General features: G+C 71.4%; 28 protein-coding genes. 21 read left to right on the forward strand and 7 right to left on the reverse strand.

From position 1 onward, the window contains the following. From Pma05_RS22325 to Pma05_RS22390, 14 genes are all read left to right on the forward strand, one after another. Entirely contained in the window at positions 1-1,644 is a 1,644-nt protein-coding gene (locus Pma05_RS22325) for a sodium/solute symporter (protein ID WP_203859404.1), read from the forward strand. A 47-nt stretch (positions 1,645-1,691) separates the two neighbouring features. After that, positions 1,692-2,258: a flavin reductase family protein gene (locus tag Pma05_RS22330; protein WP_203859405.1), complete on the forward strand. Its 567-nt coding sequence runs from the start codon at positions 1,692-1,694 to the stop codon at positions 2,256-2,258. 208 nt (positions 2,259-2,466) lie between these two features. After that, a complete protein-coding gene (locus Pma05_RS22335) occupies positions 2,467-2,850 on the forward strand; it encodes a DUF485 domain-containing protein (protein ID WP_203859406.1) in 384 nt (127 codons plus the stop codon). Then, positions 2,847-4,541: a monocarboxylic acid transporter gene (locus Pma05_RS22340; protein ID WP_203859407.1), complete on the forward strand. Its 1,695-nt coding sequence runs from the start codon at positions 2,847-2,849 to the stop codon at positions 4,539-4,541. Before Pma05_RS22335 ends, Pma05_RS22340 begins: the two co-directional genes overlap by 4 nt. Positions 4,542-4,703: 162 nt before the next feature. Next, positions 4,704-5,684 (forward strand): UDP-glucuronic acid decarboxylase family protein, encoded by a 981-nt coding sequence (locus tag Pma05_RS22345; protein ID WP_203859408.1) that lies wholly within the window; start codon positions 4,704-4,706, stop codon positions 5,682-5,684. 76 nt (positions 5,685-5,760) lie between these two features. Continuing rightward, positions 5,761-7,017 (forward strand): LCP family protein, encoded by a 1,257-nt coding sequence (locus tag Pma05_RS22350; RefSeq protein ID WP_239312864.1) that lies wholly within the window; start codon positions 5,761-5,763, stop codon positions 7,015-7,017. Positions 7,018-7,181: 164 nt separating this feature from the next. Then, complete coding sequence (locus Pma05_RS22355; RefSeq protein ID WP_203859409.1) at positions 7,182-8,438, forward strand: LCP family protein; 1,257 nt, start codon at positions 7,182-7,184, stop codon at positions 8,436-8,438. A gap of 275 nt (positions 8,439-8,713) precedes the next feature. After that, on the forward strand, positions 8,714-9,658 hold the full coding sequence (locus tag Pma05_RS22360; RefSeq protein ID WP_443678468.1) for an LCP family protein: 945 nt from the start codon (positions 8,714-8,716) through the stop codon (positions 9,656-9,658). A 75-nt stretch (positions 9,659-9,733) separates the two neighbouring features. Next, on the forward strand, positions 9,734-10,069 hold the full coding sequence (locus Pma05_RS22365; protein WP_203859410.1) for a rhodanese-like domain-containing protein: 336 nt from the start codon (positions 9,734-9,736) through the stop codon (positions 10,067-10,069). Positions 10,070-10,086: 17 nt separating this feature from the next. Then, positions 10,087-10,926, forward strand: coding sequence for a glycerophosphodiester phosphodiesterase (locus Pma05_RS22370; protein WP_275414733.1), 840 nt, complete (start codon positions 10,087-10,089; stop codon positions 10,924-10,926). 152 nt (positions 10,927-11,078) lie between these two features. Then, entirely contained in the window at positions 11,079-12,539 is a 1,461-nt protein-coding gene (locus Pma05_RS22375) for a sensor histidine kinase (RefSeq protein WP_203859411.1), read from the forward strand. A 181-nt stretch (positions 12,540-12,720) separates the two neighbouring features. Continuing rightward, entirely contained in the window at positions 12,721-13,128 is a 408-nt protein-coding gene (locus Pma05_RS22380) for an ATP-binding protein (protein ID WP_203859528.1), read from the forward strand. Positions 13,129-13,413: 285 nt separating this feature from the next. Then, positions 13,414-14,331, forward strand: a complete 918-nt coding sequence (locus Pma05_RS22385) for a DUF5926 family protein (protein WP_372441528.1) — start codon at positions 13,414-13,416, stop codon at positions 14,329-14,331. Positions 14,332-14,453: 122 nt separating this feature from the next. Next, complete coding sequence (locus Pma05_RS22390) at positions 14,454-14,660, forward strand: hypothetical protein (protein ID WP_203859412.1); 207 nt, start codon at positions 14,454-14,456, stop codon at positions 14,658-14,660. Between the two features lie 300 nt (positions 14,661-14,960). Here Pma05_RS22390 and Pma05_RS22395 read toward each other — a convergent pair whose 3' ends face one another. From Pma05_RS22395 to Pma05_RS22405, 3 genes are all read right to left on the reverse strand, one after another. Continuing rightward, entirely contained in the window at positions 14,961-15,161 is a 201-nt protein-coding gene (locus tag Pma05_RS22395; protein ID WP_203859413.1) for a DUF397 domain-containing protein, read from the reverse strand. A gap of 155 nt (positions 15,162-15,316) precedes the next feature. Further along, positions 15,317-15,517 (reverse strand): DUF397 domain-containing protein, encoded by a 201-nt coding sequence (locus Pma05_RS22400; protein WP_203859414.1) that lies wholly within the window; start codon positions 15,515-15,517, stop codon positions 15,317-15,319. Continuing rightward, positions 15,510-16,286, reverse strand: a complete 777-nt coding sequence (locus Pma05_RS22405) for a helix-turn-helix domain-containing protein (RefSeq protein ID WP_275414735.1) — start codon at positions 16,284-16,286, stop codon at positions 15,510-15,512. Before Pma05_RS22405 ends, Pma05_RS22400 begins: the two co-directional genes overlap by 8 nt. A 621-nt stretch (positions 16,287-16,907) precedes the next feature. Between Pma05_RS22405 and Pma05_RS22410 the strand changes: the two genes are divergently transcribed. Beyond that, positions 16,908-17,195, forward strand: a complete 288-nt coding sequence (locus tag Pma05_RS22410) for a flavin reductase (RefSeq protein ID WP_203859416.1) — start codon at positions 16,908-16,910, stop codon at positions 17,193-17,195. A 155-nt stretch (positions 17,196-17,350) separates the two neighbouring features. Here Pma05_RS22410 and Pma05_RS22415 read toward each other — a convergent pair whose 3' ends face one another. Beyond that, complete coding sequence (locus Pma05_RS22415) at positions 17,351-18,577, reverse strand: arginine deiminase (protein WP_203859417.1); 1,227 nt, start codon at positions 18,575-18,577, stop codon at positions 17,351-17,353. A gap of 164 nt (positions 18,578-18,741) precedes the next feature. Between Pma05_RS22415 and Pma05_RS22420 the strand changes: the two genes are divergently transcribed. From Pma05_RS22420 to pheA, 5 genes are all read left to right on the forward strand, one after another. Then, a complete protein-coding gene (locus Pma05_RS22420) occupies positions 18,742-19,479 on the forward strand; it encodes a hypothetical protein (protein WP_203859418.1) in 738 nt (245 codons plus the stop codon). 231 nt (positions 19,480-19,710) lie between these two features. Then, positions 19,711-20,148, forward strand: a complete 438-nt coding sequence (locus tag Pma05_RS22425; protein WP_372441535.1) for a PAS domain-containing protein — start codon at positions 19,711-19,713, stop codon at positions 20,146-20,148. Between the two features lie 301 nt (positions 20,149-20,449). Continuing rightward, the gene (locus Pma05_RS22430) at positions 20,450-20,839 is read left to right on the forward strand and encodes an ACT domain-containing protein (RefSeq protein WP_203859420.1); all 390 of its coding nucleotides are present in this window, start codon (positions 20,450-20,452) and stop codon (positions 20,837-20,839) included. Positions 20,840-21,035: 196 nt separating this feature from the next. Beyond that, positions 21,036-21,584, forward strand: coding sequence for a hypothetical protein (locus Pma05_RS22435; RefSeq protein WP_239312871.1), 549 nt, complete (start codon positions 21,036-21,038; stop codon positions 21,582-21,584). A gap of 10 nt (positions 21,585-21,594) precedes the next feature. Next, positions 21,595-22,551 (forward strand): prephenate dehydratase, encoded by a 957-nt coding sequence (pheA, locus tag Pma05_RS22440; RefSeq protein ID WP_203859422.1) that lies wholly within the window; start codon positions 21,595-21,597, stop codon positions 22,549-22,551. 45 nt (positions 22,552-22,596) lie between these two features. Here the strand turns inward: pheA and Pma05_RS22445 are convergent, their stop codons facing one another. The 3 genes from Pma05_RS22445 to Pma05_RS22455 form a co-directional block, all read right to left on the reverse strand. Continuing rightward, the gene (locus Pma05_RS22445; protein ID WP_203859423.1) at positions 22,597-23,325 is read right to left on the reverse strand and encodes an AIM24 family protein; all 729 of its coding nucleotides are present in this window, start codon (positions 23,323-23,325) and stop codon (positions 22,597-22,599) included. Positions 23,326-23,426: 101 nt separating this feature from the next. Further along, the gene (locus Pma05_RS22450; RefSeq protein ID WP_203859530.1) at positions 23,427-23,768 is read right to left on the reverse strand and encodes a metallopeptidase family protein; all 342 of its coding nucleotides are present in this window, start codon (positions 23,766-23,768) and stop codon (positions 23,427-23,429) included. A 173-nt stretch (positions 23,769-23,941) separates the two neighbouring features. Next, complete coding sequence (locus tag Pma05_RS22455; protein ID WP_203859424.1) at positions 23,942-24,373, reverse strand: OsmC family protein; 432 nt, start codon at positions 24,371-24,373, stop codon at positions 23,942-23,944. A 186-nt stretch (positions 24,374-24,559) separates the two neighbouring features. On the opposite strand from Pma05_RS22455, the gene Pma05_RS22460 reads away from it, so the two are divergent. Further along, a complete protein-coding gene (locus Pma05_RS22460; RefSeq protein WP_203859425.1) occupies positions 24,560-25,375 on the forward strand; it encodes a hypothetical protein in 816 nt (271 codons plus the stop codon). Positions 25,376-25,430: the final 55 nt, after the last annotated feature.

Consider the following 25,430-nt stretch of genomic DNA (forward strand, 5'->3'; position numbering starts at 1 on the left):
GTGGGCAACGCCTACACCGTGCCGGCGATCATCGTGGTCACCCTGGTCACGGTCGCGATCGGCTTCTACGGGCTGACCCTGGCCCGGACCACCTCGGACTTCCTGGTGGCGTCCCGGATGGTCAGCCCGACCTGGAATGCGGCGGCGATCGGCGGCGAATACCTCTCCGCCGCCTCCTTCCTCGGCATCGCCGGCCTGATCCTCAAGTACGGCGTGGACGTGCTCTGGTATCCGGTCGGTTTCGCCGCCGGCTACCTGGCGCTGCTGCTCTTCGTGGCCGCGCCGCTGCGCCGCTCCGGCGCCTTCACCCTGCCCGACTTCTGCGAGCTGCGGCTCGGCTCGCGGCGGCTGCGCAAACTCGCCACCGCCTTCGTCGTCTTCATCGGCTGGCTCTATCTGGTGCCGCAGTTGCAGGGGGCCGGGCTGACCCTGACCACGGTCGCCGGTGGACCCTACGAGCTGGGTGCGCTGCTGGTCGGCGCGGTGGTCACCGCCAACGTCGCGCTGGGCGGAATGCGCGCGGTCACCTTCGTGCAGGCGTTTCAGTACTGGCTCAAGCTCACCGCGCTGGCCGTACCCGCGATCTTCCTGGCGTTGCAGTGGCAGGCGGACTCCCGACCGCCGGTGACCCCGGTCGGTGGTCCGGTCTTCCCGGCCGCGACCACCGTCGTGGTCGAGGAGCCGGCGAGGCTCACCCTGCCGGACGGCTCCGCCCGGGAGGTACGCCCCGGCGAGGAGCTGTCGTTCGCGGCCGGCGACCCGGTGCCGGAGATCTCCAGCGTGGACGCCGCCAAGGGGGCGGACTGGCTGCTGCCGAGCATGGCCGGCGACGACGACCGGGGCCTCTTCGCCACGTACTCGCTGATCCTGGCGACCTTCCTCGGCACGATGGGGCTGCCACACGTACTCGTGCGGTTCTACACGAATCCGGACGGCGCGGCGGCCCGGCGTACCACCCTGGTGGTGCTGGCCCTGGTCGGCGCGTTCTATCTCTTCCCCACCCTGTACGGCGTCCTCGGCCGGATCTACACCCCGCAACTGCTGCTGACCGGGCGGACCGACGCGGTGGTCGTACTCCTGCCCGGTGCGGCGCTCGGCGACGGCCTGACCGGGCAGTTGCTGGCCGCGCTGGTCGCCGCCGGTGCCTTCGCCGCCTTCCTCTCCACCTCCTCCGGCCTGCTCACCAGCGTGGCCGGGGTGCTCTCCACCGACGTGCTCGGCCGGGGCTCGGTACGCGACTTCCGGCTGGCCACGGTCGTCGGCGGGCTGGTGCCGATGGTGCTGGCGCTGCACGTCTCCGGGCTGGACGTCTCCCAGGTCGTCGGGCTGGCCTTCGCGGTCGCCGCGTCGAGCTTCTGCCCGCTGCTGGTGCTCGGCATCTGGTGGCGCGGCCTGACCGATGCCGGAGCGGCGGCCGGAATCCTGGTCGGCGGGGGCGCGGCCGTCGGCGCGGTGCTGTTCACCGTGGTCGGGCCGGAGTTGTCCGGCTGGCCCGCCGTGCTGATCGCCCAGCCGGCCGCCTGGACCGTGCCGCTGGCCTTCACCGTGATGGTCACCGTCTCCTGGGCCACCCGGCGCCGGGCGCCGACCGACATCGCCGCAACCATGCTGCGGTTGCACGCCCCGGAGACGCTCCGGCTCTGATCCGGCAGGCGCCTCTTCCGGTACGACCGGCCGGGCAGAATGGGGCGGTGAACCGAGCCGATCCGCCGGGCGGGCAGATCCACCACACCGACCCGTTCGCCACCCCGGAGCGGGACCGCTCGCCGGTGCGCCGGCTGCGTGGTCGGCTACCGGCGGCGGTGACGCTCTGGACGGCGTACGCGGAGACGACCGCGACCGGCGACCCGGGCGACCCGGCCGGGCTGACCGTCTCGTCCACGCTGGTCGCCGACGGCGAACCGGGTCGACTGCTCGGACTGGTCGACGAGGAGTCGGAGCTGTGGGCGGCGGCGTCGGAGAGCGGGCGGTTCGCCGTGACGCTGCTCGGCCCGGCACACCGGCAGCTCGCCGACCGGTTCGCCGGACTCTTCCCGGCCCCGGGCGGCCTCTTCGCCACCGACGAGTGGACCCGCACCCCGTACGGGCCGGTGCCGGGCGGGGCCGGGATCGGCGGCTGGGCCGGCTGCCGGCTGGACGGCGCCCGGGAGTACGGCTGGGCGCTGCTGGTCGAGGCCACCATCGAGACGGTCGAGTTGGCGGGTACGGCGGCACCGCTGCTGCACCACCGCGGCCGGTACCGCGAACTGGCCGACTAGACCTGCGGGCTCCCCCGCGCCGTCCCAGCCCCGGGCCATCGCGTCCGCCGACCCGTCGCCAAGCGGCGTGACCGGGGTCACTGGGCGCAGCCACCGGCCCGTTCGGCGCAGCCGCCGACCAGGCTCCGGATCACTGCTTTCCGATATCCGGACGGCTCCATACGGTGCGCGGAAACTCCCCTGCCCCTGTGAAGGTGGTGAGACCAGCATGTCTACCGACACTCCCGCACCGGCCAGCACACCGGCCGAACGGTACGTCGCCGCACAGCGATCGGACGAGTTCGCCGGGTTGCGCAAGGCGCTACGCGGCTTCGTCTTCCCGATGACCGTGGCGTTCTTCCTCTGGTACGCGCTCTACGTGATCCTCTCCGCGTACGCACGCGGTTTCATGGGCACCAAGCTCGTCGGCAACATCAACGTGGCCCTCGTCTTCGGCCTGTTGCAGTTCGTCTCCACCTTCCTGATCGCCTGGCTCTACTCCCGGCACGCCGAACGCAAGCTGGACCCGATCGCCGACAAGATCCGTGAGGAGCTGAGCGGCGCGACGGACGAGCAGAAGACGGACGAGCAGAAGGAGGAGGCGACGTCATGAGTCGAGACGTCCTCGCCGGGTTCACCCTGGCGGCGGAGGCGGGGAGCAGCAACACCGCCCGTACCCTGACCATCACGCTCTTCCTGGTCTTCGTCGCGGTGACCCTGGCCATCACCATCTGGGCCAGCCGGCAGACCAAGACAGCCACCGACTACTACGCCGGTGGTCGCTCCTTCTCCGGCTTCCAGAACGGCATGGCGATCGGCGGCGACTACATGTCCGCCGCGTCGTTCCTCGGCATCGCCGGCATCATCGCGCTGTACGGCTACGACGGCTTCCTCTACTCGATCGGCTTCCTGGTCGCCTGGCTGGTCGCCCTGCTGCTGGTGGCGGAGCTGCTCCGGAACTCGGGCCGCTACACGATGGCCGACGTACTGGCGTTCCGGATGCGGCAGAAGCCGGTCCGGACCGCGGCGGCGGTCTCCACGATCACCGTCTCGATCTTCTACCTGCTGGCCCAGATGGTCGGCGCGGGCGCGCTGGTGGCGCTGCTGCTGGGCATCCGGCCGGGGACGACGTTCCTCGGCATGGACGCGGACGCGGCGAAGATCGCCACCATCATCATGGTCGGCGCCCTCATGATCATCTACGTCACGGTGGGTGGCATGAAGGGCACCACCTACGTGCAGATCGTCAAGGCGTTCCTGCTGATGAGCGGCGCCCTGGTGATGACGATCCTGGTGCTGGCGCACTACAAGTTCAACCTCTCCACCCTGCTCGGCGACGCCGCGAACGCCTCCGGCAAGGGTTCCGCGTTCCTCGAACCAGGACTGCGGTACGGCGTCGAGGTCGCCGGAGACGCGACGAAGACCTTCTACAACAAGGTCGACCTGCTCTCCCTCGGCATCGCCCTGGTGCTCGGTACCGCCGGTCTGCCGCACATCCTGATCCGCTTCTACACCGTGCCGACCGCCAAGGCGGCCCGGAAGAGCGTGCTCTGGGCGATCGGCATCATCGGCACGTTCTACCTGTTCACCCTGGCCCTCGGCTTCGGCGCGGCGGCCCTGGTCGGCCGGGAGGCGATCACCGCACAGGACGCGGCCGGCAACACCGCGGCGCCACAGCTCGCCGAGGCGCTCGGGGTCGACTTCCTCGGCGGCGACGTCGGCGGGGCGGCCATGCTGGCGGTCATCGCGGCGGTGGCCTTCGCCACCATCCTCGCCGTGGTCGCCGGGCTCACCCTGGCCTCCTCGTCCAGCCTGGCGCACGACTTCTACGCCAACGTCATCAAGGGCGGCCAGGCGTCCGAGCGGCAGGAGGTCAACGTCGCCCGGATCTCGGCCCTGGTCATCGGCGCGATCTCGATCGTGCTGTCGATCTTCGCGCAGAACCTGAACGTGGCATTCCTGGTGGCCCTGGCCTTCGCGGTGGCGGCCTCCGGCAACCTGCCGGCGATCCTCTACAGCCTGTTCTGGAAGAGGTTCAACACCTCCGGCGCGGTCTGGGCGATCTACGGCGGTCTGATCAGCGCCGTCGGGTTGGTGTTCTTCTCCCCGGTGGTCTCCGGGGCGCCCACCGCGATGTTCCCGGACAACGACTGGCAGTGGTTCCCGCTGTCGAACCCGGGCATCATCTCCATCCCGATCGGCTTCCTCTGCGGCTGGATCGGCACGATCATCTCGAAGGAGACGGACGAGGAGAAGTACGCCGAACTGGAGGTGCGGTCCCTCACCGGCGCCGGAGCACACTGACCGTCGACCCACTCGACGGTCACCGACAGTCAGATCGGTACAACGGGTGGTGTCGGGTACGAAGGTGACCCGGCACCACCCCGTCCGACCGACCCCGGCCGGACCGCCTCGGACGGGGTCCCTCGGCCAACCGGTGATCAGCTTTCTGGGTAGGCTGGGCTCATGGTGGTAGCCCAGCGTTTCGGAGCGGAACACCGGATCCTCGTCACCGGCGGTGCCGGATTCGTCCCATCCCACCTGGTCGACGCGCTGATCGCGCGGGGCTGCACGGTGGTCGCGGTCGACAACTTCGTCACCGGGTCCAAGGAAAACGTCGCCCACCTGGCGGACCATCCCCGGTTCACCCTGGTCGAGGCGGACGTCTCGGAGGGACTGCCCGCGCACCACCCGGCGATCGCCGAGCGGTTCGACGCCATCATGCACCTGGCTTCGCCGGCCAGCCCCACCGACTTCGCCTCGCTGCCGATCGAGATCCTCCGGGTCGGTTCGCTGGCCACCCTGCACCTGCTCGACCGGGCGGTCGCCGACCGGGCCCGCTTCCTGCTCGCCTCCACCTCCGAGGCGTACGGCGACCCGCAGGTGCACCCGCAGGTCGAGACGTACTGGGGCAACGTCAACCCGATCGGCGTACGCAGCGTCTACGACGAGGCCAAGCGGTTCGCCGAGGCGAGCACGATGGCCTACCACCGCTACCACGGGCTCGACGTCGCCATCGTCCGGATCTTCAACACCTACGGCCCCCGGATGCGGCCGGACGACGGGCGGGCCATCCCCACCTTCATCACCCAGGCACTGCGCGGCGAGCCGCTGACCGTGCACGGCACCGGCGCGCAGACCCGGTCCATCTGCTACGTCAGCGATCTGGTCCGGGGCATCCTGCTGCTGCTCGACTCCACCGAGACCGGCCCGATCAACTGCGGCACCGAGCACGAGGTGTCGATGCGCGAACTGGCCGAGACGATCGCCGAGCTGACCGGCAGCCGATCCAAGGTGAGCTACATCACCCGGACCGCCGACGACCCGGAGATGCGCCGGCCGGATCTCACCCTCGCCCGGGAGCGGCTCGGCTACGAGCCCGAGGTGACTCCGGCCGAGGGGCTGCGCCGGACGATCGACCACTTCAGCCAGCGGTTGGCGGGCTAGCGGAGGATACCCGGGTTCCGGCCAGCCGGGACGTGGCACCCAGAGGTTTCTTGGTTCCGCTACGTACCCTGAGGGCATGTTCGAGAGCCCCGCACCGAACGCGGCCAGCAGTTCGTACCCGATGACGGCCGGCGGATCCGCCGGCCGGGCCTCGGTGCCCGGCCCTGGTCAGGCGGCCGGGTCGAGCCGGATCTCCGGCCGGGCGCACGTCTCCGGCGTACCAGGTCAGGCCCGCCCCTACGACCCGCCGATCGGTCCCGGCGGCGGTGGTCCCGGCGGTCCCGGCGGCCCGGTTCTGCCCGGCGACCCCGGCCGGCGCGGTCCACGCCCCCGCTGGGGTCGGATCGCCCTGGTCGTCGGCGTCGCGGTGCTGGTGCTGGGCCTGCTCGCCGGCGGTGGCCTCTGGCTCTACGTCAGAGGGCTCGACGACGACCTGGCCCGGACCGACCCGTTCTCCGAACTGGCCGACGGCCGGCCCAAGTCGGTCAGCGGCGCGTTGAACATCCTGCTCGTCGGCAGCGACTCCCGGGACCCGGACGCCCCGGTCGACCAGGCCGGCAAGTGGCGGGCCGACACCATCATCGTGATGCACATCCCGGCCAGCCACGACAAGGCATACCTGGTCTCGGTGCCCCGGGACCTCTACGTGCCGATCCCGGAGAACGCCAAGGCGGAGTGCGACAGCGGCGAACGCCGCAAGATCAACGCGGCGTTCGCGCTCGGCGGCCTGCCCCTGGCGGTACGCACCGTGGAGTGCTTCACCGACGTCCGGATCGACCATGTGATGGCGATCGACTTCGCCGGCTTCAAGGAGGTCACCGACGCGCTGGGCGGGGTCGACCTGAAGGTCGAGCGCAACATCACCTCGATCCACAAGCCGTACCGGAAGTTCAAGAAGGGCGTCAACCACATGGACGGGGCCGAGGCGCTGGACTGGATCCGGCAGCGCTACCAGTTCCCGGACGGCGACTTCGCCCGGATGCGGCACCAGCAGGAGTTCCTGCGGGCCCTGATGGACAAGGCGGCCAGCAGCGGCACCCTGACCAACCCGGGCAAGCTGAACGCCTTCCTCAAGTCGGTCACCAGCGCGGTCACCGTCGACGAGGGCTTCTCCCTGGTCGACATGGCGATCCAGTTCCGCAACCTGCGCGGCGACAACCTCCAGTTCATCACCAGCCCGCACAACGGCAGCGAGACCATCAACGGCGAGTCGGTGGTGGTGTCGAACCGGGAGAAGGCGCTGGCCATGTACCGCGCGATGGCGGGGGACACAATGGACGACTGGGTCACGGCGAACGTCGCCCCGACGCCCACACCGGCCAACGGCGGTTGAACCGACCCGGGACGTACCCGTAGACGAAGAGGGCGTACCCGCAGATGAAGGCGGCGTACCCGTAGATGAACGGGAGCAGGTAACGTAGTTGAACTCGGGGCGACTGGCGGGTGTCCGCATCGTGTCATGCGTCCCGCCCCCTCACCCCTGACCCTGGAGCAGGCATGCCGGTGCAATCCCGCCGACGTCCCCCACGCCCCACCTCGCCGGTCCCGCCCTCCCGGGCGACCGCGTCGGTGGGGCCCGGCGCCCCGCTCGACGACTGGGCGGAGACGCCGAACGGCACCGGCGGCAAGGGGAACAAGGGCAAGGGGAGCAAGGGCAAGAACGCCCGGCGCCGCAGGACGCCGCTCTGGGCCCGCCTCACCCTGGTCTTCGGCGCGGTGCTGATGCTCGCCAGCGGGGTGGCCATCGTCGGCATGCAGGTGGTGATCGACCAGGCCACCAGCACCATCCAGCAGGAGAACCTGCTCGGTGCCGCGAGCAAGTCCGACGCCGAGGGCGGCGAGGACCTGAAGGGGCCGATCGACCTGCTGCTGCTCGGCATCGACGCGCGGGCCCGGCTGGACGCCGACAACGTACGGGCCGACACCATCATCGTGCTGCACATCCCGGCCAGCCACGACCAGGCGTACCTGCTCTCCATCCCGCGCGACACCGAGGTGCAGGTGCCGGCGTTCAAGGCCAGCAGGTACGGCGGCGGCACCGCCAAGGCGACCGAGGCGTTCTACCACGGCGCGCAGAACGGCGGCGGGCTCTCCGGCGGCGCGCAGTTGATGGCGCTGACCATCAACAAGCTGACCGGGATCAGTTTCGACGGCGCGGCGATCATCAACTTCAGCGGCTTCAAAAAGATCATCGACGCCCTCGGCACCATCCCGATGTGCGTTCGCCAGGAGGTCAAGTCGCACCACATGAAGCTGGTCGACGGCAAGCCGATGTGGAACCACGAGGCCGACAAGGTCAGCGGCGTCAAGAAGCCGGTGGTGCACAAGAAGGGTTGCCGGCAGATGGCGGGCTGGGAGGCCCTGGACTACTCGCGCCAGCGCTACGGCCTGACCCACGGCGACTACGACCGCCAGCAGAACCAGCAGCAACTGATCAAGGCGATGGCCAAGAAGGCCATGAGCGACGGCGTGACGACCGACATCGGCAAGCTGAACCAGTTGATGAAGGCGGCCGGCGAGGCGCTGATCATGGACACCAGCGGCACCCCGATCGCCGACTTCATCTTCACCATGCGTGGCGTGGCAGCCAACGACCTGGTGTTGCTGCGTACCAACGACGGCAACTTCGCCGGCAACGACAACGGTCGGGAGACTCTCAAACCGATCAGCCAGGAGATGTTCGCGGCGGTCAAGAACGACAGGTTGGACGAGTTCATCATCAACAATCCGACCGTGCTCGCCCCGAGCAAGTAGCCCGCCTTCGCTGCGGGCATCGCCAGCGAATATCCCAAAAGCCACTGGACGCCCAAACCGGGCCCCTAGCCTGAGGTGAGAAGGCTTCACTCAGCCGGGTCCGGGGAGGGGTCACGTTCACACCCAAGCGGGCGGTTCCGGGCCAACCCGGGCAGCCAGGAGGCGACTTCGGCGCCGAGCGTACCGGTGACTCCGGAGGCGCCCGGCGGTCCCGGCAGCGGCGTAAGGCCCCCGTCTGGGCGAAGATCGCGCTCGGGCTCGGCCTGGTCCTGCTGGTGATCTCCGCAGCCGGCGGCGCCGGCCTGCACATGCTGACCAACCGTTACGACAACAGCGTGGTCAAGCAACTGCTCCTCGACCCGGCCGCCCGAAGCGACCGGGGCGACGTCGCCGGCCCGCTCAACTACCTGCTGGTCGGCTCCGACGAGCGCCCCACCGCCAGCCCCGGTGCCGACCAGCGTTCGGACACCATCATGATCGCCCACCTGCCCGCCGGGCTGGACCGGGCCTATCTGATCTCGGTACCCCGGGACCTGCTCGTCGAGATCCCGCCCGCTCCGGCCAGCGGCTGGCCCGGCGGCTCCGACAAAATCAACTCGGCGTTCCAGTACGGCGGCGGTGGCGAGGGCGGCACCCGACTCCTCTCCGCGACCCTGAGCCGGCTCACCGGGATCCGCTTCGACGGTGCCGCCCTGGTGAACTTCGCAGGCTTCCAGCGCGCCATCGACCTGCTCGGCGGGGTACGGATGTGCGTCGACACCCCGGTCCGGTCGATACACACCCGGTACGTCTTCGAGGCCGGCTGCCACCAGATGAACGGGGCACAGGCGCTCGACTACGCCCGCCAGCGCTACGACCTGCCGAACGGCGACTTCGACCGGCAGCGGCACCAGCAGCAACTGTTACGGGCGATGATGGACCGGGCCACCACCACGGACATGCTCCGCAACCCGATCCGGCTGGACCAGGTGATCCGGGCCATCGGCTCGTCGTTCACCGTCGACACCAACGGCGTACCGCTGGAGGAGCTGATCTTCGGGCTGCGCCGGGTCCGCTCCGACGCGCTGCGCGGGATCCAGCTCCCGTCCCACTCCGAGACGATCGACGAGGTCTCGTACGTCCTGTTGGACGAGCCGGCCAGCACCCTCTTCACCTCGATGCACGCCGAGGACCTGGACAACTGGGCACGGCAGCACCCGAAGTGGGTCAACCCACTCTAGGTTCCGGCACCGTCCCTCCAACGCCGTCCGTCCAGATCCCGGCGATGGCGCGGACAGGCTCTACCCTTGGTAACCGTGTTCGCAGCCAACATTCCCTCCGTGACCGCCACCGAGGTACCCGCCGACGCCTACCTGCTCGACGTACGGGAGCCGGACGAGTGGACGGCCGGGCACGCGCCCGGCGCCCACCATCTGCCGATGATGGAGGTGCCGGCGCGGATGTCCGAGATCCCGACCGACGCCGACGTGGTGGTGGTCTGCCGTTCCGGCGGTCGCTCCGGCCAGGTGGTCGGCTACCTGATGAACAACGGCTGGGACAACGTCCGCAACCTCGACGGCGGGATGCGGCAGTGGGCCGCCGCCGGCCGGCCGCTGGCCAGCGAGGACGGCCAGCCCGCCCGGGTCGTCTAGAACCGGCCGTCGGCACCGTGAGCGCGAGGAGCGGCCCGGGACGGCGAGCCCCAGAGCACGGACAACCAGCCGACACCCCGCTGGTCTTCGCGCACCGGGGCTCCTCGGCGACGATGCCGGAGCACACCCTGGCGGCGTACCTCCAGGCGTTGTCCGAGGGCGCGGACGGGCTGGAGTGCGACGTACGGCTGAGTCGGGACGGGCACCTGGTCTGCGTACACGACCGGCGGCTGGAGCGGACCAGCAACGGCCGGGGGCCGGTCGGGGCGTACACCCTGGCGGAGCTGGAACGGCTCGACTACGGCTCCTGGCACCGCGGGGCCGCGCCCGACGGCGACCTGCCGCCGGATCCGGAGCGGACCCGGCTGCTCACCCTGGACGCCCTGCTCCGGGCGGTCCGGGCCGCCGACCGCGAGGTCGAGCTGCTGATCGAGACGAAACATCCGGCCCGGTACGGCTCCGGCGTCGAGCGCCGGCTGACCGCGCTGCTGGACCGGCACGGCCTGGCCGATCCCCGGCCGGACGATCCGGTACGCGCGACCGTGATGTCCTTCTCCCCACTGGCCGTACGCCAGATCCGCCGGCTGGCGCCCCGACTGTCGACGGTACTGCTGCTGGAGCTGGCGCCTCCCGGGCTGCGCCGGGGCCGGCTGCCGTTCGGCGCCCGGATCGCCGGCCCGAGCCTCAAGCTGCTCCGCACCCGCCCGCAGCTCGTCCCGGCCCTGCACCGGGCGGGCAACCGGGTCTACGTCTGGACCGTCAACGACGCTCCTGAGCTGGACCTGGCCCTGGCCTGCGGGGTGGACGGGATCATCACCGACCGGCCCGCCATGGTCCTCGACCGGCTGGGCCGCTGAGCCGGGCCAGGTCGCGCGCCGCGGGTTGACACGCCGCCGCAGTCGTCCCTGGTGCCGCGTTACCTGGCAGACCGGCCGTCGGGTGCCTGGGAGGTCGCATCGGCCGGATGGCGGTACTGCCGAAAGCCCCGCCGAACGGGCAGACTCGGGGCATGCCGGAACGCCCCGATTACCCCTGCCTCATCGCCGGCCACGCCGAGGTGCTGGAGATGCTGAACACGGGGGAGGTGGGGCTTCCCGTGCTCAACCGGCTGTTACGGGTCGCCACTCAGGCGCTCCGGGCGCCCGGCGTCGCCTTCGTGGAGTTCGGTCCGAACGGCGGCCGGGTGGTCTCCGGCAACGGTGAGCTGGACTGGGCGGTCGGCCGGCCGATCCCGATCATCGAGCAGCCGGCCGACGAGCTGGTCTGCGGCCCGGGCGCACGCGCGATGAGCGTCGACGTCCTCCCTCCGGACCTGGCCGAGGAGCTGGACGGGCGCGGCCTGCGGCACCTGCTCGCCGCCCGGGTCGAGATCGGCGGCCTGGCCATCGGCAACCTCTACGCGCTCTACCCTGACGCCGAGCGCCCCGACGACCCCGAACACCGCTCGGTCCTCGGCTTCCTGGCCGCCACCGCCGCGCACATGTACGGCGACCAGGCCGGCCTGCCGGTGCACGGTGACGGCACGGTGGTCGCGGCGCTGGCCGACGGGCTGGCGATCGTCACCCGGGACGCCACCGTGCAGCTCTGGAACCCGGCCGCCGAGAAGGTCACCGGGCTGCGCGCCGCCGAACTGCTCGACCGGCCGCTGCCGTTTCCGGTGCCGCCACCCGGGCAGGTGCTCGACCACCGGCTGCCGGACGGGCGCTGGCTCAAGATCACCTCTGGTGAGCTGCCGGGTACGGCGGCATCCCGGGTGGTCACCTTCCGGGACAGCAGCGACCAGCACATCCGGGACCACGACCGGGACCTCTTCGTGGCGGTGACCAGCCACGAACTCCGTACCCCGGTCACGGTCATCAAGGGGTACGCCGACACGCTCGGCACGCACTGGGAGTCGCTCTCCGACTCGGACCGGCGGCAGGCGGCCGGGGTGATCGGCCAGCGCGCCGGCGAACTGGCCCGACTGGTGGACCGGCTGCTCGCCACCACCAACGACGCCGGCCCGGTCGGCGGTTCCCCGCCGGTCCCCTTCGACCTGCTCGACACGCTCCGGGCGGCCGTCGTCGACCTCCCCGCCGAACTGCGCCACCGGCTGGTCATCCAGCTTCCGGAGAACCTGCCGAAGGCGCTCGGCGACCGGGCCAGCCTGGCGACGGTACTGACCGAGCTGGCCACCAACGCCGGAAAATACTCGCCGGACGGCTCGCCCGTGCTGCTGACCGCCGAGGCCGACCGGCGGACCGTGGCGTTCCGGGTGAGCGACCGGGGAATCGGGGTACGTCCCGAGCATGTCGAGCGCGCGTTCCAACGGTTCTGGCAGGGGGAGTCCGGTGACCGCCGCCGCTATCCCGGCGCTGGCCTGGGGCTCTACCTCGTACGCCGGATTGTCGAGCGACAGAACGGCTGGGTTTCCCTCCGCCAGCGCGACGGTGGCGGTACGGTCGCAGAGGTACGGCTGCCCCGAGGCTGAACCGAGGTCGCCCGGTGGCGCCGCGCCCCGGTGGTCCGTCGAGGAGGCACCTGGAGTGAACCCTTTCCCACCTGGACCGCGCGGCGCTCACGCACCCCGTCCAGCCGTGCGGTCCGTCGGACGGCAAGGAGAAGTCGCAGAGGGTTCGACATCGAGCGTCTCGACCGAACGATCGTGGTGCCTGCTGGTGCCGCAGCACGCCCAGGGTGCCCGTACCGCCCGGCACCGGCTCGGTGCCGAACTCGACGGTACGGTGCCGGCGGCCCTGCTCGCCGACGCCGAGATGGTGGCGGCCGAACTGCTCGGCAACGCCGTACGGCACGCCGCGCCGCTGCCCGGCGGGATGATCCGGCTGACCTGGCTGCTGCGTACCGGCCCTACCGCCCACACCGTGCAGATCCGGGTGACCGACGGCGGCGCCGCCGGCCCGCCCCGGATGCGCCAGGTCGGACCGGATGCGACGGACGGTCGGGGACTCCTCCTGGTGGCCGCGCTCGCCACCGACTGGGGGGTCGAGCGCGACGGGCTGGGGCAGAGCGTCTGGGCCCGGCTGGTCCATCCGCTCCGGCACACCGCCGCCGTCCCGTAACCCGCCCCCGCCGCCCCGCTCCCTGACCCGTTCCCCCGCCCCGCTCCCGTCGCCGCCCCGTGGCCCGGTTCCCGTCGCGCCGCTCCGTGACCCGCTCCCACCGCCGCTCCGTGACCCGCTCCCACCGCTGCCCGGTCGGCCGGGTCTCGCTGCCCGGTGGCGGGGTCTCGCTGCCCGGTCGGCCGGGTCTCGCCGTTCGGTGCGGCTCCCGTCCATCCGCAGGTGAATCGCCGGTAGTGCCGCCCGGTGCCCGCGCCGGCGCGGTTGGGCCTAGGCTGTCTCGCCGTGGGCAAGCGTCGAAAGAGTTCCCGGTCCGCGGTGGCGGACGCCAGCAGTGCCGCGAGCGGGGAGAGCCGGGCCGAGAAGCGGCAGAAGGTACGGGACATCTTCGTACCCCGTCCCTTCGAGGGGCTGACCGACGAGGCGGAGTGGATCGCGCTCCGTGAGCTGGTGCCGGCGGCCTCCGCCCCGCTGACCCTCGCGCCCCACCTGGTCGAGGAATTCGGGGACCGCCCCGTCACCCTGGCCACCGTGCTGCCGATGGCCACGCCCGCGATCACCAAGGCGGACGGCCGGATCATGATCGGTCTCCAGCGGCACGTACAGTCCGGCGACGTCTCCCGGGACCTGGCCGAGGCGCTGCTCTGCGCGCTGCGTACCGAGCCCGGCGGCACGGTCTCGGTGCCGGCACTGCCCGGCGAGGGTCCCCGGCTGCCGGACGTACTGGTCGACGGGCCGCTCGACATCACCATGCACGACGGATTCGAGTTCTGGCTCGACCCGGGTGCCGGGGACGACCCCAACGTCAAGGCGTCGCTCGAACGCGCCAACGCCTCCATCTACCCGACGGTCCGGCTGGCGGCGGCGCCCGCCGCGTACTGGTGTCAGGTCACCGACAAGAGCCACGTCCGCTGGGTACTCCCCGACGACGAGGACGCCGCGCTGGACGCGCTCTCCCGGCTCTCCGCCGACGGTGAGCTGCCGCTCGCCCCGCAGACCAAGTTCGCCGGGATGTTCCGGGCACACGGCCGACTCGTACCCGTCTGGGACATCCCCCGGGACGCCGCCGCCGAGTCCTGGGAGGCCCCGCTGGCGGACTTCGCGAAGCGGTACGCCGCCGTCCTCGCCGACCCGGCCCCGCTGGACGCCGCCGCCCGCCGCGCGAAGCAGGGCCTACTCGGCCGCCAGCTCACGCTCCGCTAGCTCTCGACGCCCAGGCAGCCTACGAAGCATCACTCCGGCTCGCACTCGCCCGCCGGGACCGCGAACACCGGCCGGAACACCTCGCCCTGTCCCTCGTCGCGCTCGACCCCGGCGTGGCATGGGTGCTGAGCGCTGCCGGCGTCGACACCCCGCCCCTGCTCGCCGACCTGGCCGACACCTTCCCGCCACCGCCACGCAACCCGCTGCTGCGCGCCGAACGCCGAATTGGCCAGCGATCACGCGGCCACGACCTCATCCGGCGCTACCAGCACACAACCGGACGCACGGTCACCTCGGGCGGCGCACTCACCACCCTCATCACCGGCTAACCCAAATCCGGGCACCGCGACAACCGCGCGCCGAAACGACCGTGCACCCGCCGGCCGTGCACCCGCCACCGGACCGTGCACCCGGCGCCGCCACCCCTCGTCAGGCACCACCCGCGAAGTGCCGGCCCGCCGGCCCCCACCCCTGGGCACATCAAGATTCTTGGCGACTAATGGTTCGCCAGCCGCCATAACTTGCCAAGAATCTTGGGTCACGCCGAACGAAGCTCTCGGCCTGCGTCGGGAACGGAGCGGCCTCCGGCAGTGGATGCCGGAGGCCGCTTTCGTCGTGGTGTGAGGCGGTCAGCCGACCGGCCCGATTCGCTTCGCCAAGTCGACGAACGCCTGCCAGCCCGCCGGCCCGAACGCCAGCGTGCCCCCGTCGCGGTCCTTGGTGTCCCGGACCAGCACCCGACCGGGCAGATTGTCAGCCACCTCGACGCAAGCACCCTGGTTCCCGCTGCTACGGGTGCTCTTGCGCCACCGTGGCGCCAGGTCAGTCATGATCGTTGATCTCCCTTTCCCGGAGAGGACCCCGACGACTGCACGGGTAGACCCCCCGAGAGGCCATTGTCGATATCCGCGATGTGTCCGGTCCAGAGGAGACGAAGCGGCCCCAGCAGTGATGCCGAAGGCCGCTCTGTCGTTGTGGGGCGCGGTCAGCCGACCGGCCCGATTCGCTTCGCCAGGTCGACGAACGCCTGCCAGCCCGCCGCCCCGAACGCCAGCGTGCCCCCGTCACGGTCCTTGGTGTCCCGGACCAGCACCCGACCGGGCAGATTGTCAGCCACCTCAACGCAAGCACCCTGGTTAGAGCTGCTGCGGGTGCTCTTGCGCCACTGCGGCACCAGGTCAGTCATGATCGTCAATCGCTCTCTGGAGGAGGTCCCTTGACGGCTGCACCGGTAGGGCCAGCCCGCTGACAATCTCCCACGATACTTCCAACTGGTCCAGATCTCCCCCGTCCGTCACCACCCGGCCCTGAAGCTGGTCATCGACATAGCCGGCCCGGCGGTTGCCGGGGAGCGTCGCCAACACAAACGCACCCGCCAGGCCGGCGTGCAATCCAGCGGACCGGGGCACCACAAGAACCTGGACCTTCGGTCGCTGGCTGAGCTCCAGCAGGTGTTGCAGTTGCTCGCGGCGCAGCTCGGATGGCCCGATGGTCAGCGCAAACTCACTGATGATGGCGGAAAGCGTCGGGGGCTTGGGGCGGTCGACAGTGGCAGCCTGCCGCTGCTGCCGGACCTGGATGGCTCGGTCCACCACCTCGTCCGACAGCCAGCCGCCATGCAGCACGGCGCGTGCATACTCCTCGATCTGGAGCAGACCTGGCAGGAGTAGGGGTTCCCACCAGCGGAGGAGGGTGGCTCGCTCCTCGTGTTCGGTCCACGGGCGGAGCCAGGGCGGTCGGGCGTCCGCTCGGGCGTGGACGGCGGCCTGCTGGATCTCGTCCTCGGAGTCGAAGAACTTATCCAACTGGGCAGCCGTCTCAGGTTGGGGAATCAACCGGCCCTGCTCGATCGCGGCGATCAGCGACGCACTCACCTTGACCGCGCGGCCGAGTTGCGCCTGTGTCATGCGACGCCCGACCCGGTGTCTCCTGAGGACCTCTCGGAGTTCGTTCACGTACTACTCCCGGATGCAGTAGAGGATGCTATAGACGTCTATATTGCCGTCTGCACATCTTCCGCTACTCGGTGTCAGAAGTCCAAGGTGGATGTCAAGCGCCCCCGCTCGGCCCCCGTGACCTTCCACCCGGGCGGAGCGCCCACGGGGGCGGTGCCGGTGTCCGTACTGGTGCCGCCCCCCGTCCGCATCTCGCCGACGGGAGGCAGCCACATGAGACACGCTCGCAAGGTCAAACAGCCCCGACACCGCCGCGCATGGTGGCGCCTGTGGCGGTACTGCCAATGTGGTTACCGGTGGCGCTGCCCGGACTCGGCGGACATGGTGCCGGCACCCTCCCGGCCACCGGCCCCGCCCTCGCAGGCCGAACTGACCAGAACCGGGCTGACCAGAACCGAGCAAGCTAGAACCGAGCAAGCTAGAACCGAGCGGGCCGAGAGCGAGCGGGCCGAGAGTCGCGGACTGACGCCGGACGCCCCGCCCGCACCGTCCCGATCCCGGGTGACGAACCGTCGACCCGCCTGGGACGCGCCCACCCGTTCGCACCTGGCCAACGGTCGCGCGGGAGCCCTCACTCCCGGGCAGGAACACCGCGCCCGGCGCGGTGCACGGGTGTGACCGGTGATCGGGCCACAGATGCGCTGGGAGCGGTTCGCCGCACGACGACGCAGGCGCGAGCGCCAAGCCGCCGGACACGCCCCGGCAGAGACCTACGACTGCCGCGAATGTGAGCACCCCTGGCCATGCCCGCAGGCGCGTCTCTCCCTGCTCCTCGGCTTCGAGGGCGACCGGATCGGACTGATGATGTACCTCGGTGCCCACCTCGCCCGTGCGCTGCAACAACTGCCCGACACACACCCCGCGCTGATCGTCGGGCAGATCCTCCACTGGGTACCGCGCCGCTACTGACCTGCCTCGTCACCCGAGCGACCCGCCCCGGTCCGCCGCCTTCCCCTCGGCGACCGGGGCGGGTCCGCGCCGTGCCACGGCAGCGGGTCCGCGAGCGCCGGGGCAAGATCGTGCTCTGTCGGGGCAGGAGTGGCTGCGCCGGGCGTTGGAGGGCACTACTTCAGGGAAGTAGCAGGGTCTTGCAGGGGCTCCCGGACGAGGGGGCAGGACATGCAGCGTGGGCCGCCCCGGCCCGAGCCGAGTTCGGAGCCGGCGATCCGGATCACCTCGATGCCGGCGCGCTCCAGCTGCGCATTGGTCTCCACGTTGCGCTCGTAGGCGACGCAGAGCCGGGGTGCGAGCGCCAGGGTGTTGTTGCCGTCGTCCCACTGCTCGCGTTCCGCCGTCACCGGGTCCAGGCCGGTGTCGATCACCCGGAGCGTGTCCAGGTCCATCGCGTCGGCCGCCGCGCGCAGGAACGGCGCCGGTCCGTCGAGCTGGAGGTCGCCGTCCGCGCCGGCCACCACGGTGTACGCCGAGAGCGTGTCGGCGATGTTCGGATACATCAGTACCGCGTCGACGTCGACCATCGTGCAGACGGTGTCCAGGTGCATGGTGGCGCGCTCCTGGGCGATCGGCACCACCAGGATGGTGTGCGCCAGCCCGGCCTCGAAGACCTGGCGGGCCAGCCGCTCCGCCCCGGCCGGGGTGGTGCGCTCGCCGACCCCGACCGCCAGCACCCCGGGAGCGAGCAGCAGTACGTCGCCGCCCTCCAGGTGCTCCAGGCCGGGGCCGTACACGAAGGAGGTGCCCGCGAACCGGGGGTGGTACCGGTAGATCGCGTCGGTCAGGCTGGTCTCCCGGCCCCGGGCCGGCATGGCCAGGCTGGTCACCGCGGCGTGGTCGCCGATCCAGGTGGACGAGTCGCGGGTGAAGAGCAGGTTCGGCAGCGGGTCGATCACGAAGTCCAGCCGGTCCATCAGCCGGTAGACCAGGCCGCCGCCCCGATCGCCGCCGAGCCGCAGCTCCTCGTGGGCGAGGCCGGCGATCAGCACGCCGGCCAGCGCGGCCGGATCGAGGTACGAGAGATGCGCCGCCACCCGCCGGCGCAGCGTGTCACCCAGTCGGGTGTCGGCGAGTACCCGCTCGGTCAGCTCGGACCGCGCGTCCGGCACGGCGAGCGTCTCGGCGAGTAGGGTTCCGATGTAGAGCACCTCGACTCCGCGCTCGCGCAGCGCGGCGGCGAACGCGTCGTGCTCCTCCTGCGCCCGCCCGACCCAGGGGATCGCGTCGAAGAGAAGCGAGTCGTTGTTCCGGGGCGTGAGTCGGGCGAGTTCAGGTCCGGGACGATGCAGAAGTACGGTGCCGAGACGGCCGACCTCGCTGTCCACGAAATGGGTCATCTTCGCAGCGTATGGCAGCGGTTGGCACCATCCGGGAAAAAGGGCTTCGGGTGAATAGGGCATTCATCCACACTCACTCCGGCGCTTCGACTTGCCGGTCCCTAGGTCTGGCCACGTACCGTAGTGAGGAGATAACTTCGAGGGACCTTTTGCCGGAGGTCACGATGACTGTCTTTTCCGCACGATCAGCGGTTCCCGCTGCGCGGGCCCTCCCTCCCGCGCCGGTCAACCAACCACCCCCGCTGGAGGCCGTCCGGCCGACACCGATGGACTGGGCCCGTCGGCGTCGCGCCGAGCGGGACGCCCGCCGGATCGAGGCGGCCGGCGCACGGGCGTTGAGCCGACTCGATCATCTCGGTCCATCGTGGCACGTGGTCGACTGGCCACGCACCGAGATGACCGAGGTGAGCATGCTCGACCTGGACTACCGGTCCCGGGACGAGCGCGCGGGCTTCCTCGCCATCGGTCCCAGCGGCATCTTCGCGGTCACCGTTGCCGACCACGGTCGGTCCCGGGTCCTGATCGCCGGAGACGTCGTGCAGATCAACGGCAAGCGCCCGGCGTACGTGTCGGAGGCGCGGCGGGACGCGAAGCGGGCGGCCAAGGCGCTCTCCAACGCGGTCGGCCTGACCATTCCGGTCACCCCGGTGCTGACCTTCGTCGGCTCCGGCGTGATCAGCGTCTACGGACTGCCCAAGGAGTGCCTGGTGGCGACCCACCGGGAACTCGACCGGCTGCTCGTCGCGGGCGGTAACCGGATCAGCGCCGCCACGGCGGAGAAGCTGTCCCGGGTCGCCCAGTCCCCCTCCACCTGGCTGAACGCCCCGTACCGCTCGGCGGCGGACTACCGGTGGTACGAGGAGGGCCGAACGGCGGCTGACAAGCACGCCGGTCGCCGGTAGCGTCACCAGCCGACGCCACTCGCTGGGCGGCGCCCCGTCCCCCGTGGGGACGCCGGGGGGTGTGCCGTGCCGGCGAGGGCTGCGGGATGGCCCGACCGGCCGGCGCATCGCGGGGCTCGCGACCCCGCTGGGCACCGGCTAGCGTGGGGCGTGGTGCGGCAAATAGGAGGCGCGGTGGCCCACGTCGAACTCTCGATCTCGGAGGCGTTCCCGACGCCGGCGACATCGTCGCTGGGGCACGGGTCCACCGGCTTCGACGACGCCGACGGGCGAGGGCACCTCGACGGGCTGACACGGTGGTCCGAGACGGTCTCGACGGCCGCCGAGCCGTGCCTGCTGATCGACCGGGAGACCACCATCGCCGCCGTCTCGCCGTCCTGTTGCCAACTGCTCGGCCTCGGCACCCCGCTCGACGCGCTCGGCCTCCCGCTGCTCGGCAGCGAACTGCGGCTGCTCGACTTCACCGCCGCCCGGGGCGAGCTGACCGAGCAGGACGTCGAGAAGATCCCCCCGCTGCTCGCCCTGCACTCGGGCCGGCTCGCCCGAGGGCTGCTCCGGGTGCGCTTCCCGGAGGTCGACGGGCCGGACGCCACCGTCGACGCGATCGCCACCCCGATCCTCACCGACGGCCACGTCGCCGGCTCGCTCACCTTCTTCGCCGAGGTATGAACCCCTGCACCAAGGCGTGAGCACCGCCTCCGAGGCGAGAGCCTTTCGCCAAGGTGTGAGCAGCACGTCCGAGGCGTGAGCAGTGCCTCCGAGGTGTGAGCAGCGCGTTCGCGGCGTGAGTCGCTTCGCCGAGGTGTGAGCAGCGCCTCCGAGGTGTGACGACCGCCGGTCACCGGCTGGACAGCTTTCCGAGACATACCGGCCACCTGGGCGACTTCGGGCAGGTGACGCGCGTCGCGATCTCGCCTTCCCACCGGGCCAGGGTGTTGGGCCGGTGCCGTACCCCCCGTAAGGTCTCCTCATGCTGGACATCGCACTGCTGCCGGAGGAGTACGCCGTCTGCCGGCTGCCCGCCGGCTCACCGGTGCCGGCCGGCCTGCTGAGCCCTCCGGCGGACTCCGGCGTGCTGTCGGTGACCCGGAGCGGCGCCGAACTGTCGATCATCTGCCGGGCCGACCAGGTCCCGGCCGACGCCACCGTCGAGACCCCGTGGCGCTGCCTCCAGGTAGCCGGCCCGCTCGACCTGGCACTGACCGGAATCCTCGCCTCCCTGGTCGTCCCGCTGGCCGACGCCCGGGTCAACATCGTGGCGTTCTCGACCTTCGACACCGACTACCTGCTGGTCCCCTCGGTACGCCTCGTCGAGGCGCTCGCGGCACTGCGGCAGTTCGGACACCGGATCACCACCTGAGGCACACCAGATCACCGCCCGAGGCGGCGGGTCACCACCTAAGACACCAGAGCACCACCTGAGGCACAGGCACCGGATCAGCAGGTGAGGCGGCGGGTCACCACCTGAGGGGTGGGCGATCAAGCCGACGCCCTACCATTGGCGGGGCCATCCGCCGCACCACCCACGGCAGCCATCTATGCCCGAGGACCCGGCCGTGCCCCGTCACCCGTCATCCGGCCCCACCGCAGGCCGGCTCCGCGCCGTCGGCGCCCTGCTCGGCTGCCTGGCCCTGGCCGGCTGCCTGGCCCTGGCAGCCTGCGGAGTGCCGCCCGAACTCCAGGAGCCCCGGGCCACCCCCACCCGGTCGACCCCCACCCCGACGGTCGGCCCCACCGGTACGCCGACGTTCGGGCCGAGCGGGTCGCCGACGCCGACCCCGGTGCCCACCGCGCTGGCCGCCTGCCCGGCCGGACAGCCGAGTCGGGACCAGGTGACCGCGCTGCTGCGCCGCACCGCGAACCTGCCCCGGTCCGGCCGGGTCACCTACCAGAGCGGGCCGCTCTGTGTGGAGGACTGGCAGTACAGCGTCCTGACGGTGGCCGACCGGGAGCCGTTGCAGGCGGTGACCCGGGGTCGCGCCGGCAACCTGCGGCTGGTCACCGCCGGCTCCGACGTCTGTAGCATCACCGTCCGGGCCGAGGCGCCGCCCGCGCTCCGGACGGCGGTGTGCGACGCGCCCCCGCCGGCGTACGGCGGTTTGTAGGCTGGACGGCATGCCCGGAACACCGCCGACCCGCTTCGTCTACCTCGGGCCCGAGGGGACCTTCGCCGAGCAGGCGTTGCGTACGATTCCGGCCGCGGAACGCGGCAGCCGTACGCCGGCGCGCAGCGTACCGGAGGCGCTGGACGCGGTGAGGGCCGGTGACGCCGACGCCGCGCTGGTACCGCTGGAGAACTCGATCGGCGGTGCGGTGGCGGTCACCCTCGACGAAATGGTCGACGGCGAGCCGCTGGTGATCACCCGCGAGGTGGTGCTGCCGGTCGAGTTCGTGCTCGCCACGCCGCCGGGCCGGACCCTCGCCGAGGTGCACACCGTGGCCGCCCACCCGCAGGCGTCCACCCAGTGCCGCCGCTGGCTCCGCGAGCACCTGCCCGACGCGGTCGTGGTGGACGTGCTCTCCAACGCCGCCGCCGCGCTCGCCGCCACCGAGCGCCAACAGGACGCCGCGATCTGCGCGCCGATCGGCGCCGCCCGGCAGCGGCTGGCCATCCTCGCCGACAAGATCGCCGACCATGACGACGCGGTGACCCGGTTCGTGCTGCTCAGCCGGCCGGGACCGCCGCCGCCCCGGACCGGTGACGACCTGACCTCGCTCGCCGTCTACATCGCGCACGACCGGGTCGGCGCGCTGCTCGCCGTGCTGATGGAGTTGGCGGTACGCGGGGTCAACCTGACCCGGATCGAGTCCCGGCCCACCGGCGAGGCGCTCGGCCGCTACGCCTTCTTCCTCGACTGCACCGGGCACGTCGCCGACGACCGGGTCGGCGAGGCGCTCCAGGGGCTGCGCAGGATCTGCGCCGAGGTGCGCTTCCTGGGGTCGTACCCGAGGCATCGCGGGAGCACGGCGGTGGCCGAACGGCCGGTCCCGGCGCCGGCCGGGCTCTCCGACGTCGACTACGCCGACGCGGCGGCCTGGCTGACCCGGCTGCGCGCCGGCCAACTCTCCTGACCTGACGGACCCCGGGGCACCCGGACGGGGTGCCCCGGCAGCCGATCAGTCCATCAGTTGGTTGAGCAGTCCGCCGCCACCGCCCTGCTCCTGGCGGCCCATGCCCTGGATCGGCGGCTCCTCGGAGGGCTGGACGACCACGAAGCCCTGGCCGGCGAAGCTCATCGTGAACGCCTCACCGGTACGCCGGCCGAGCAGCGTGCCAAGGCCGAGCTGCTCGGCCCGGTGGTAGCCGGTCTGTAGGCTCGCCGACCAGCAGACCGCTGCCTGCGGGTCGACGTACGTCGGCGCGTCGACGTTGAGCACCACCGGGATGCCCTTGGTGGTGATCGCGATCCGGCCGTAGCCGGTGAAGACGCAGTTGAACAGGCCGGACGACGACATCATGCCGGCGCCGCCGACCATCTTGATGTCGTATTGCAGGGTGGAGTCGAAGGCGAGCACGCTGGAGCCGTTGATCGACAGCGCGTCGCCCGGCTCCAGGTCGATGATGTGCACGTCCGCCGCGTAGTCGGCGAGGAAGACGTCGCCCCGCCCGCTGATCTTCATCAGCGGGACACCCTCGCCGGTCAGCTTCTGCTTGAGAAACTTGCCGAGCCCGCCCGAGCCCAGCGCCTGAAACTGCACCTGCCCCTGGTACGCGACCATGGAGCCGACCCGGGCCATCGCCTCGCCGTTAAGTTCGATCTTCAACATCTTGGAGTTTTGCAGCCGCATGCCCGGCTGGTGTGACTCCTTCTCCAGGTTCTCTGCCGAGAACAGCGCGCTGCGCATCACGTTCCTCCTGACGGGTGGAGGACCGAGGGTAGGCAACCGACGCAACGGGGCAGGTCCCGGGGGTGTTGGTTCCCGCTGGTCAGGCCGCCGGCCGCTGGTCAGGCCCAGCCGAGGTCGTGCAGCCGGTGGTCGTCGATGCCGAAGTGGTGGGCGATCTCGTGCACGACCGTGATCGCGACCTCGTCGACGACGTCGTCCTCGCTGTCGCAGATCCGCAGGATCGGCCGGCGGTAGATGAAGATCCGGTCGGGTAGTACCCCGGCGTAGTCCCAGCCCCGGCTGGTCAGCGCGTGGCCCTCGTAGAGGCCGAGGAGTTCGGGGCCGTCCTCCGGCGAGTCGTCCTCGACCAGGATGACGACGTTGCTCATCAGGTTGAGCAGTTCCTCCGGCACCTCGTCGAGGGCCTCGGCGACCAGTTCCTCGAAACGCTCGCGGCTCATCTCGACCGGCACCGCCCAATTGTGCCGCACCCGACGCACTGCCGGCATCGACGATCGGGGACCAGGCGTCGACGATCGCGATGATCAGGGCCGGCGGCGCCGCTCTCCGCGACCTACCGGGAACTTGCCCTGACCACCGCGATCGGGGGATGGGTGGGGAGGTTACGCCAGGATCAGGCGGAGAGGCGGGCGTTGAGCGAGATCTCGGCCCCGGGCGAGAGCAGCCGGGAGATCGGGCAACCCGCCTTGGCGGCCTCGGCCAGCTTGTTGAACTCGGCCTCGTCGATCCCCGGCACGTCGCCGACGGTGTCGAGGTCGATCCGGGTCACCGTCATGCCCGCGTCGGTCTTGTCGAGATGCACCTGGGCGGTGGTCTCGACCGAGGTGGGCGTGAATCCGGCGTCGGCGAGGGCCTTGGAGAAGGCCATCGAGAAGCAGCCGGCGTGCGCGGCGCCGATCAGCTCCTCCGGGTTGGTGCCCTCGCCCTCCTCGAAGCGGGACTTGAACGAGTAGTTCCCCTGCAACCCGCCCTTGCCGGTGCGGATCGTGCCGGAACCTTCGGTGAGATTGCCCTGCCAGCGGGCGGATGCGGTGCGGATAGGCATGGTGCCGACGCTAGCTCAAAGCAACCGGCGGCGCGACGACCCGGGCCAGGACGACCCGGGCCATGGCGACCCGGGCCATGGCGACCCGGGCCGTGGCGACCCGGGCCACTCGGCCTTCGGTGCGGGGCCGGTCCGCCGGTGCTGTGCCATCATCGATCCAGGAGCCCGCCGTGGAAGGGATCAGCGATGCCCGACGACGTCTCCATCCCCCGGCAGGACGGGCCGGACGGCCGTCGGGACGCCGGCCGGGAGGATCCGGCGCGCTCGGGCGACGACGCGGACACCACACCGGACGGTGCCAGCATCGTGTCGTGGGGCGACCGTCGGCCCGCCGGCGGGCGGGCCGGGCTGGCGCTGCACCGGCTCGGCCGGGACAGCCGGCTGGTACCGGTGGTCGGTGCCGCCGGGGCGGTCGCCGTCTTCGCCTCGCTGATCGGCGACTGGGCGGTCACCAGCTTGACGGTCGAGGGTGCCGAGGACGCGGTCGCGCTGGGCAGCGGGGTGGCGGACATGTCGGCGTTCGGCACGGCGTACCTGGTCGGGGTGTTCGGGGTACTCGGCTGCCTGGCGCTGGTCTTCTTCGGCTCGCCCGGGGTACGCCACAACGCCCGGGTCGCCGGGCTGGCCGTGGCCGGGGCGGTGCTCGGAGTACTGCTCGCCACCACCGGCTCGCTCGACACCCTGGCCGACCGCTGGCAGATGTACGGCCAACTGGACGGGATGGTCATCGAGTACGGCCAGGGCCTCGTGCTGGCGTACGTCGGTGTCGGCGGACTCGGGCTGGCCCTGCTGCTCGCCGGGCGGTTCGTCCGGCGTACCGCGGTCGACCCGGCGCCGGCCGCCGAGCCGGGCGTACCGGCCGGACCCGTCGCGGCCGAGGAGTCCGACTGGCCGTGGCGGCGGCCCCGGGCGGCCGGCACACCGGAGGTACCCGACGACGATGACGGCCGGCCGCCGCCGATCGACCTGACGGTGACCCCGACCAAGCCGTTCGCGCACTGAGCCGTCCCCGCGCCGAGCCGCCGGGCGTATCTCGATACACCTGTCCGGCCGCACA

This window comes from Plantactinospora mayteni (assembly GCF_016862935.1).
GTDB classification, from domain to species: Bacteria; Actinomycetota; Actinomycetes; order Mycobacteriales; family Micromonosporaceae; genus Plantactinospora; species Plantactinospora mayteni.

What these genes read in the sequence shown, in the direction of transcription:
- Pma05_RS22335 (WP_203859406.1), top strand. Translation starts at nt 2,467, where the DNA reads ATGTCTACCGACACTCCCGCACCGGCCAGCACACCGGCCGAACGGTAC.
- Pma05_RS22340 (WP_203859407.1), top strand. Translation starts at nt 2,847, where the DNA reads ATGAGTCGAGACGTCCTCGCCGGGTTCACCCTGGCGGCGGAGGCGGGG.
- Pma05_RS22345 (WP_203859408.1), top strand. Translation starts at nt 4,704, where the DNA reads ATGGTGGTAGCCCAGCGTTTCGGAGCGGAACACCGGATCCTCGTCACC.
- Pma05_RS22350 (WP_239312864.1), top strand. Translation starts at nt 5,761, where the DNA reads ATGTTCGAGAGCCCCGCACCGAACGCGGCCAGCAGTTCGTACCCGATG.
- Pma05_RS22355 (WP_203859409.1), top strand. Translation starts at nt 7,182, where the DNA reads ATGCCGGTGCAATCCCGCCGACGTCCCCCACGCCCCACCTCGCCGGTC.
- Pma05_RS22375 (WP_203859411.1), top strand. Translation starts at nt 11,079, where the DNA reads ATGCCGGAACGCCCCGATTACCCCTGCCTCATCGCCGGCCACGCCGAG.
- Pma05_RS22395 (WP_203859413.1), bottom strand. Translation starts at nt 15,161, where the DNA reads ATGACTGACCTGGCGCCACGGTGGCGCAAGAGCACCCGTAGCAGCGGG.
- Pma05_RS22400 (WP_203859414.1), bottom strand. Translation starts at nt 15,517, where the DNA reads ATGACTGACCTGGTGCCGCAGTGGCGCAAGAGCACCCGCAGCAGCTCT.
- Pma05_RS22415 (WP_203859417.1), bottom strand. Translation starts at nt 18,577, where the DNA reads ATGACCCATTTCGTGGACAGCGAGGTCGGCCGTCTCGGCACCGTACTT.
- Pma05_RS22420 (WP_203859418.1), top strand. Translation starts at nt 18,742, where the DNA reads ATGACTGTCTTTTCCGCACGATCAGCGGTTCCCGCTGCGCGGGCCCTC.
- Pma05_RS22430 (WP_203859420.1), top strand. Translation starts at nt 20,450, where the DNA reads ATGCTGGACATCGCACTGCTGCCGGAGGAGTACGCCGTCTGCCGGCTG.
- pheA (WP_203859422.1), top strand. Translation starts at nt 21,595, where the DNA reads ATGCCCGGAACACCGCCGACCCGCTTCGTCTACCTCGGGCCCGAGGGG.
- Pma05_RS22445 (WP_203859423.1), bottom strand. Translation starts at nt 23,325, where the DNA reads ATGCGCAGCGCGCTGTTCTCGGCAGAGAACCTGGAGAAGGAGTCACAC.
- Pma05_RS22450 (WP_203859530.1), bottom strand. Translation starts at nt 23,768, where the DNA reads ATGAGCCGCGAGCGTTTCGAGGAACTGGTCGCCGAGGCCCTCGACGAG.
- Pma05_RS22455 (WP_203859424.1), bottom strand. Translation starts at nt 24,373, where the DNA reads ATGCCTATCCGCACCGCATCCGCCCGCTGGCAGGGCAATCTCACCGAA.
- Pma05_RS22460 (WP_203859425.1), top strand. Translation starts at nt 24,560, where the DNA reads ATGCCCGACGACGTCTCCATCCCCCGGCAGGACGGGCCGGACGGCCGT.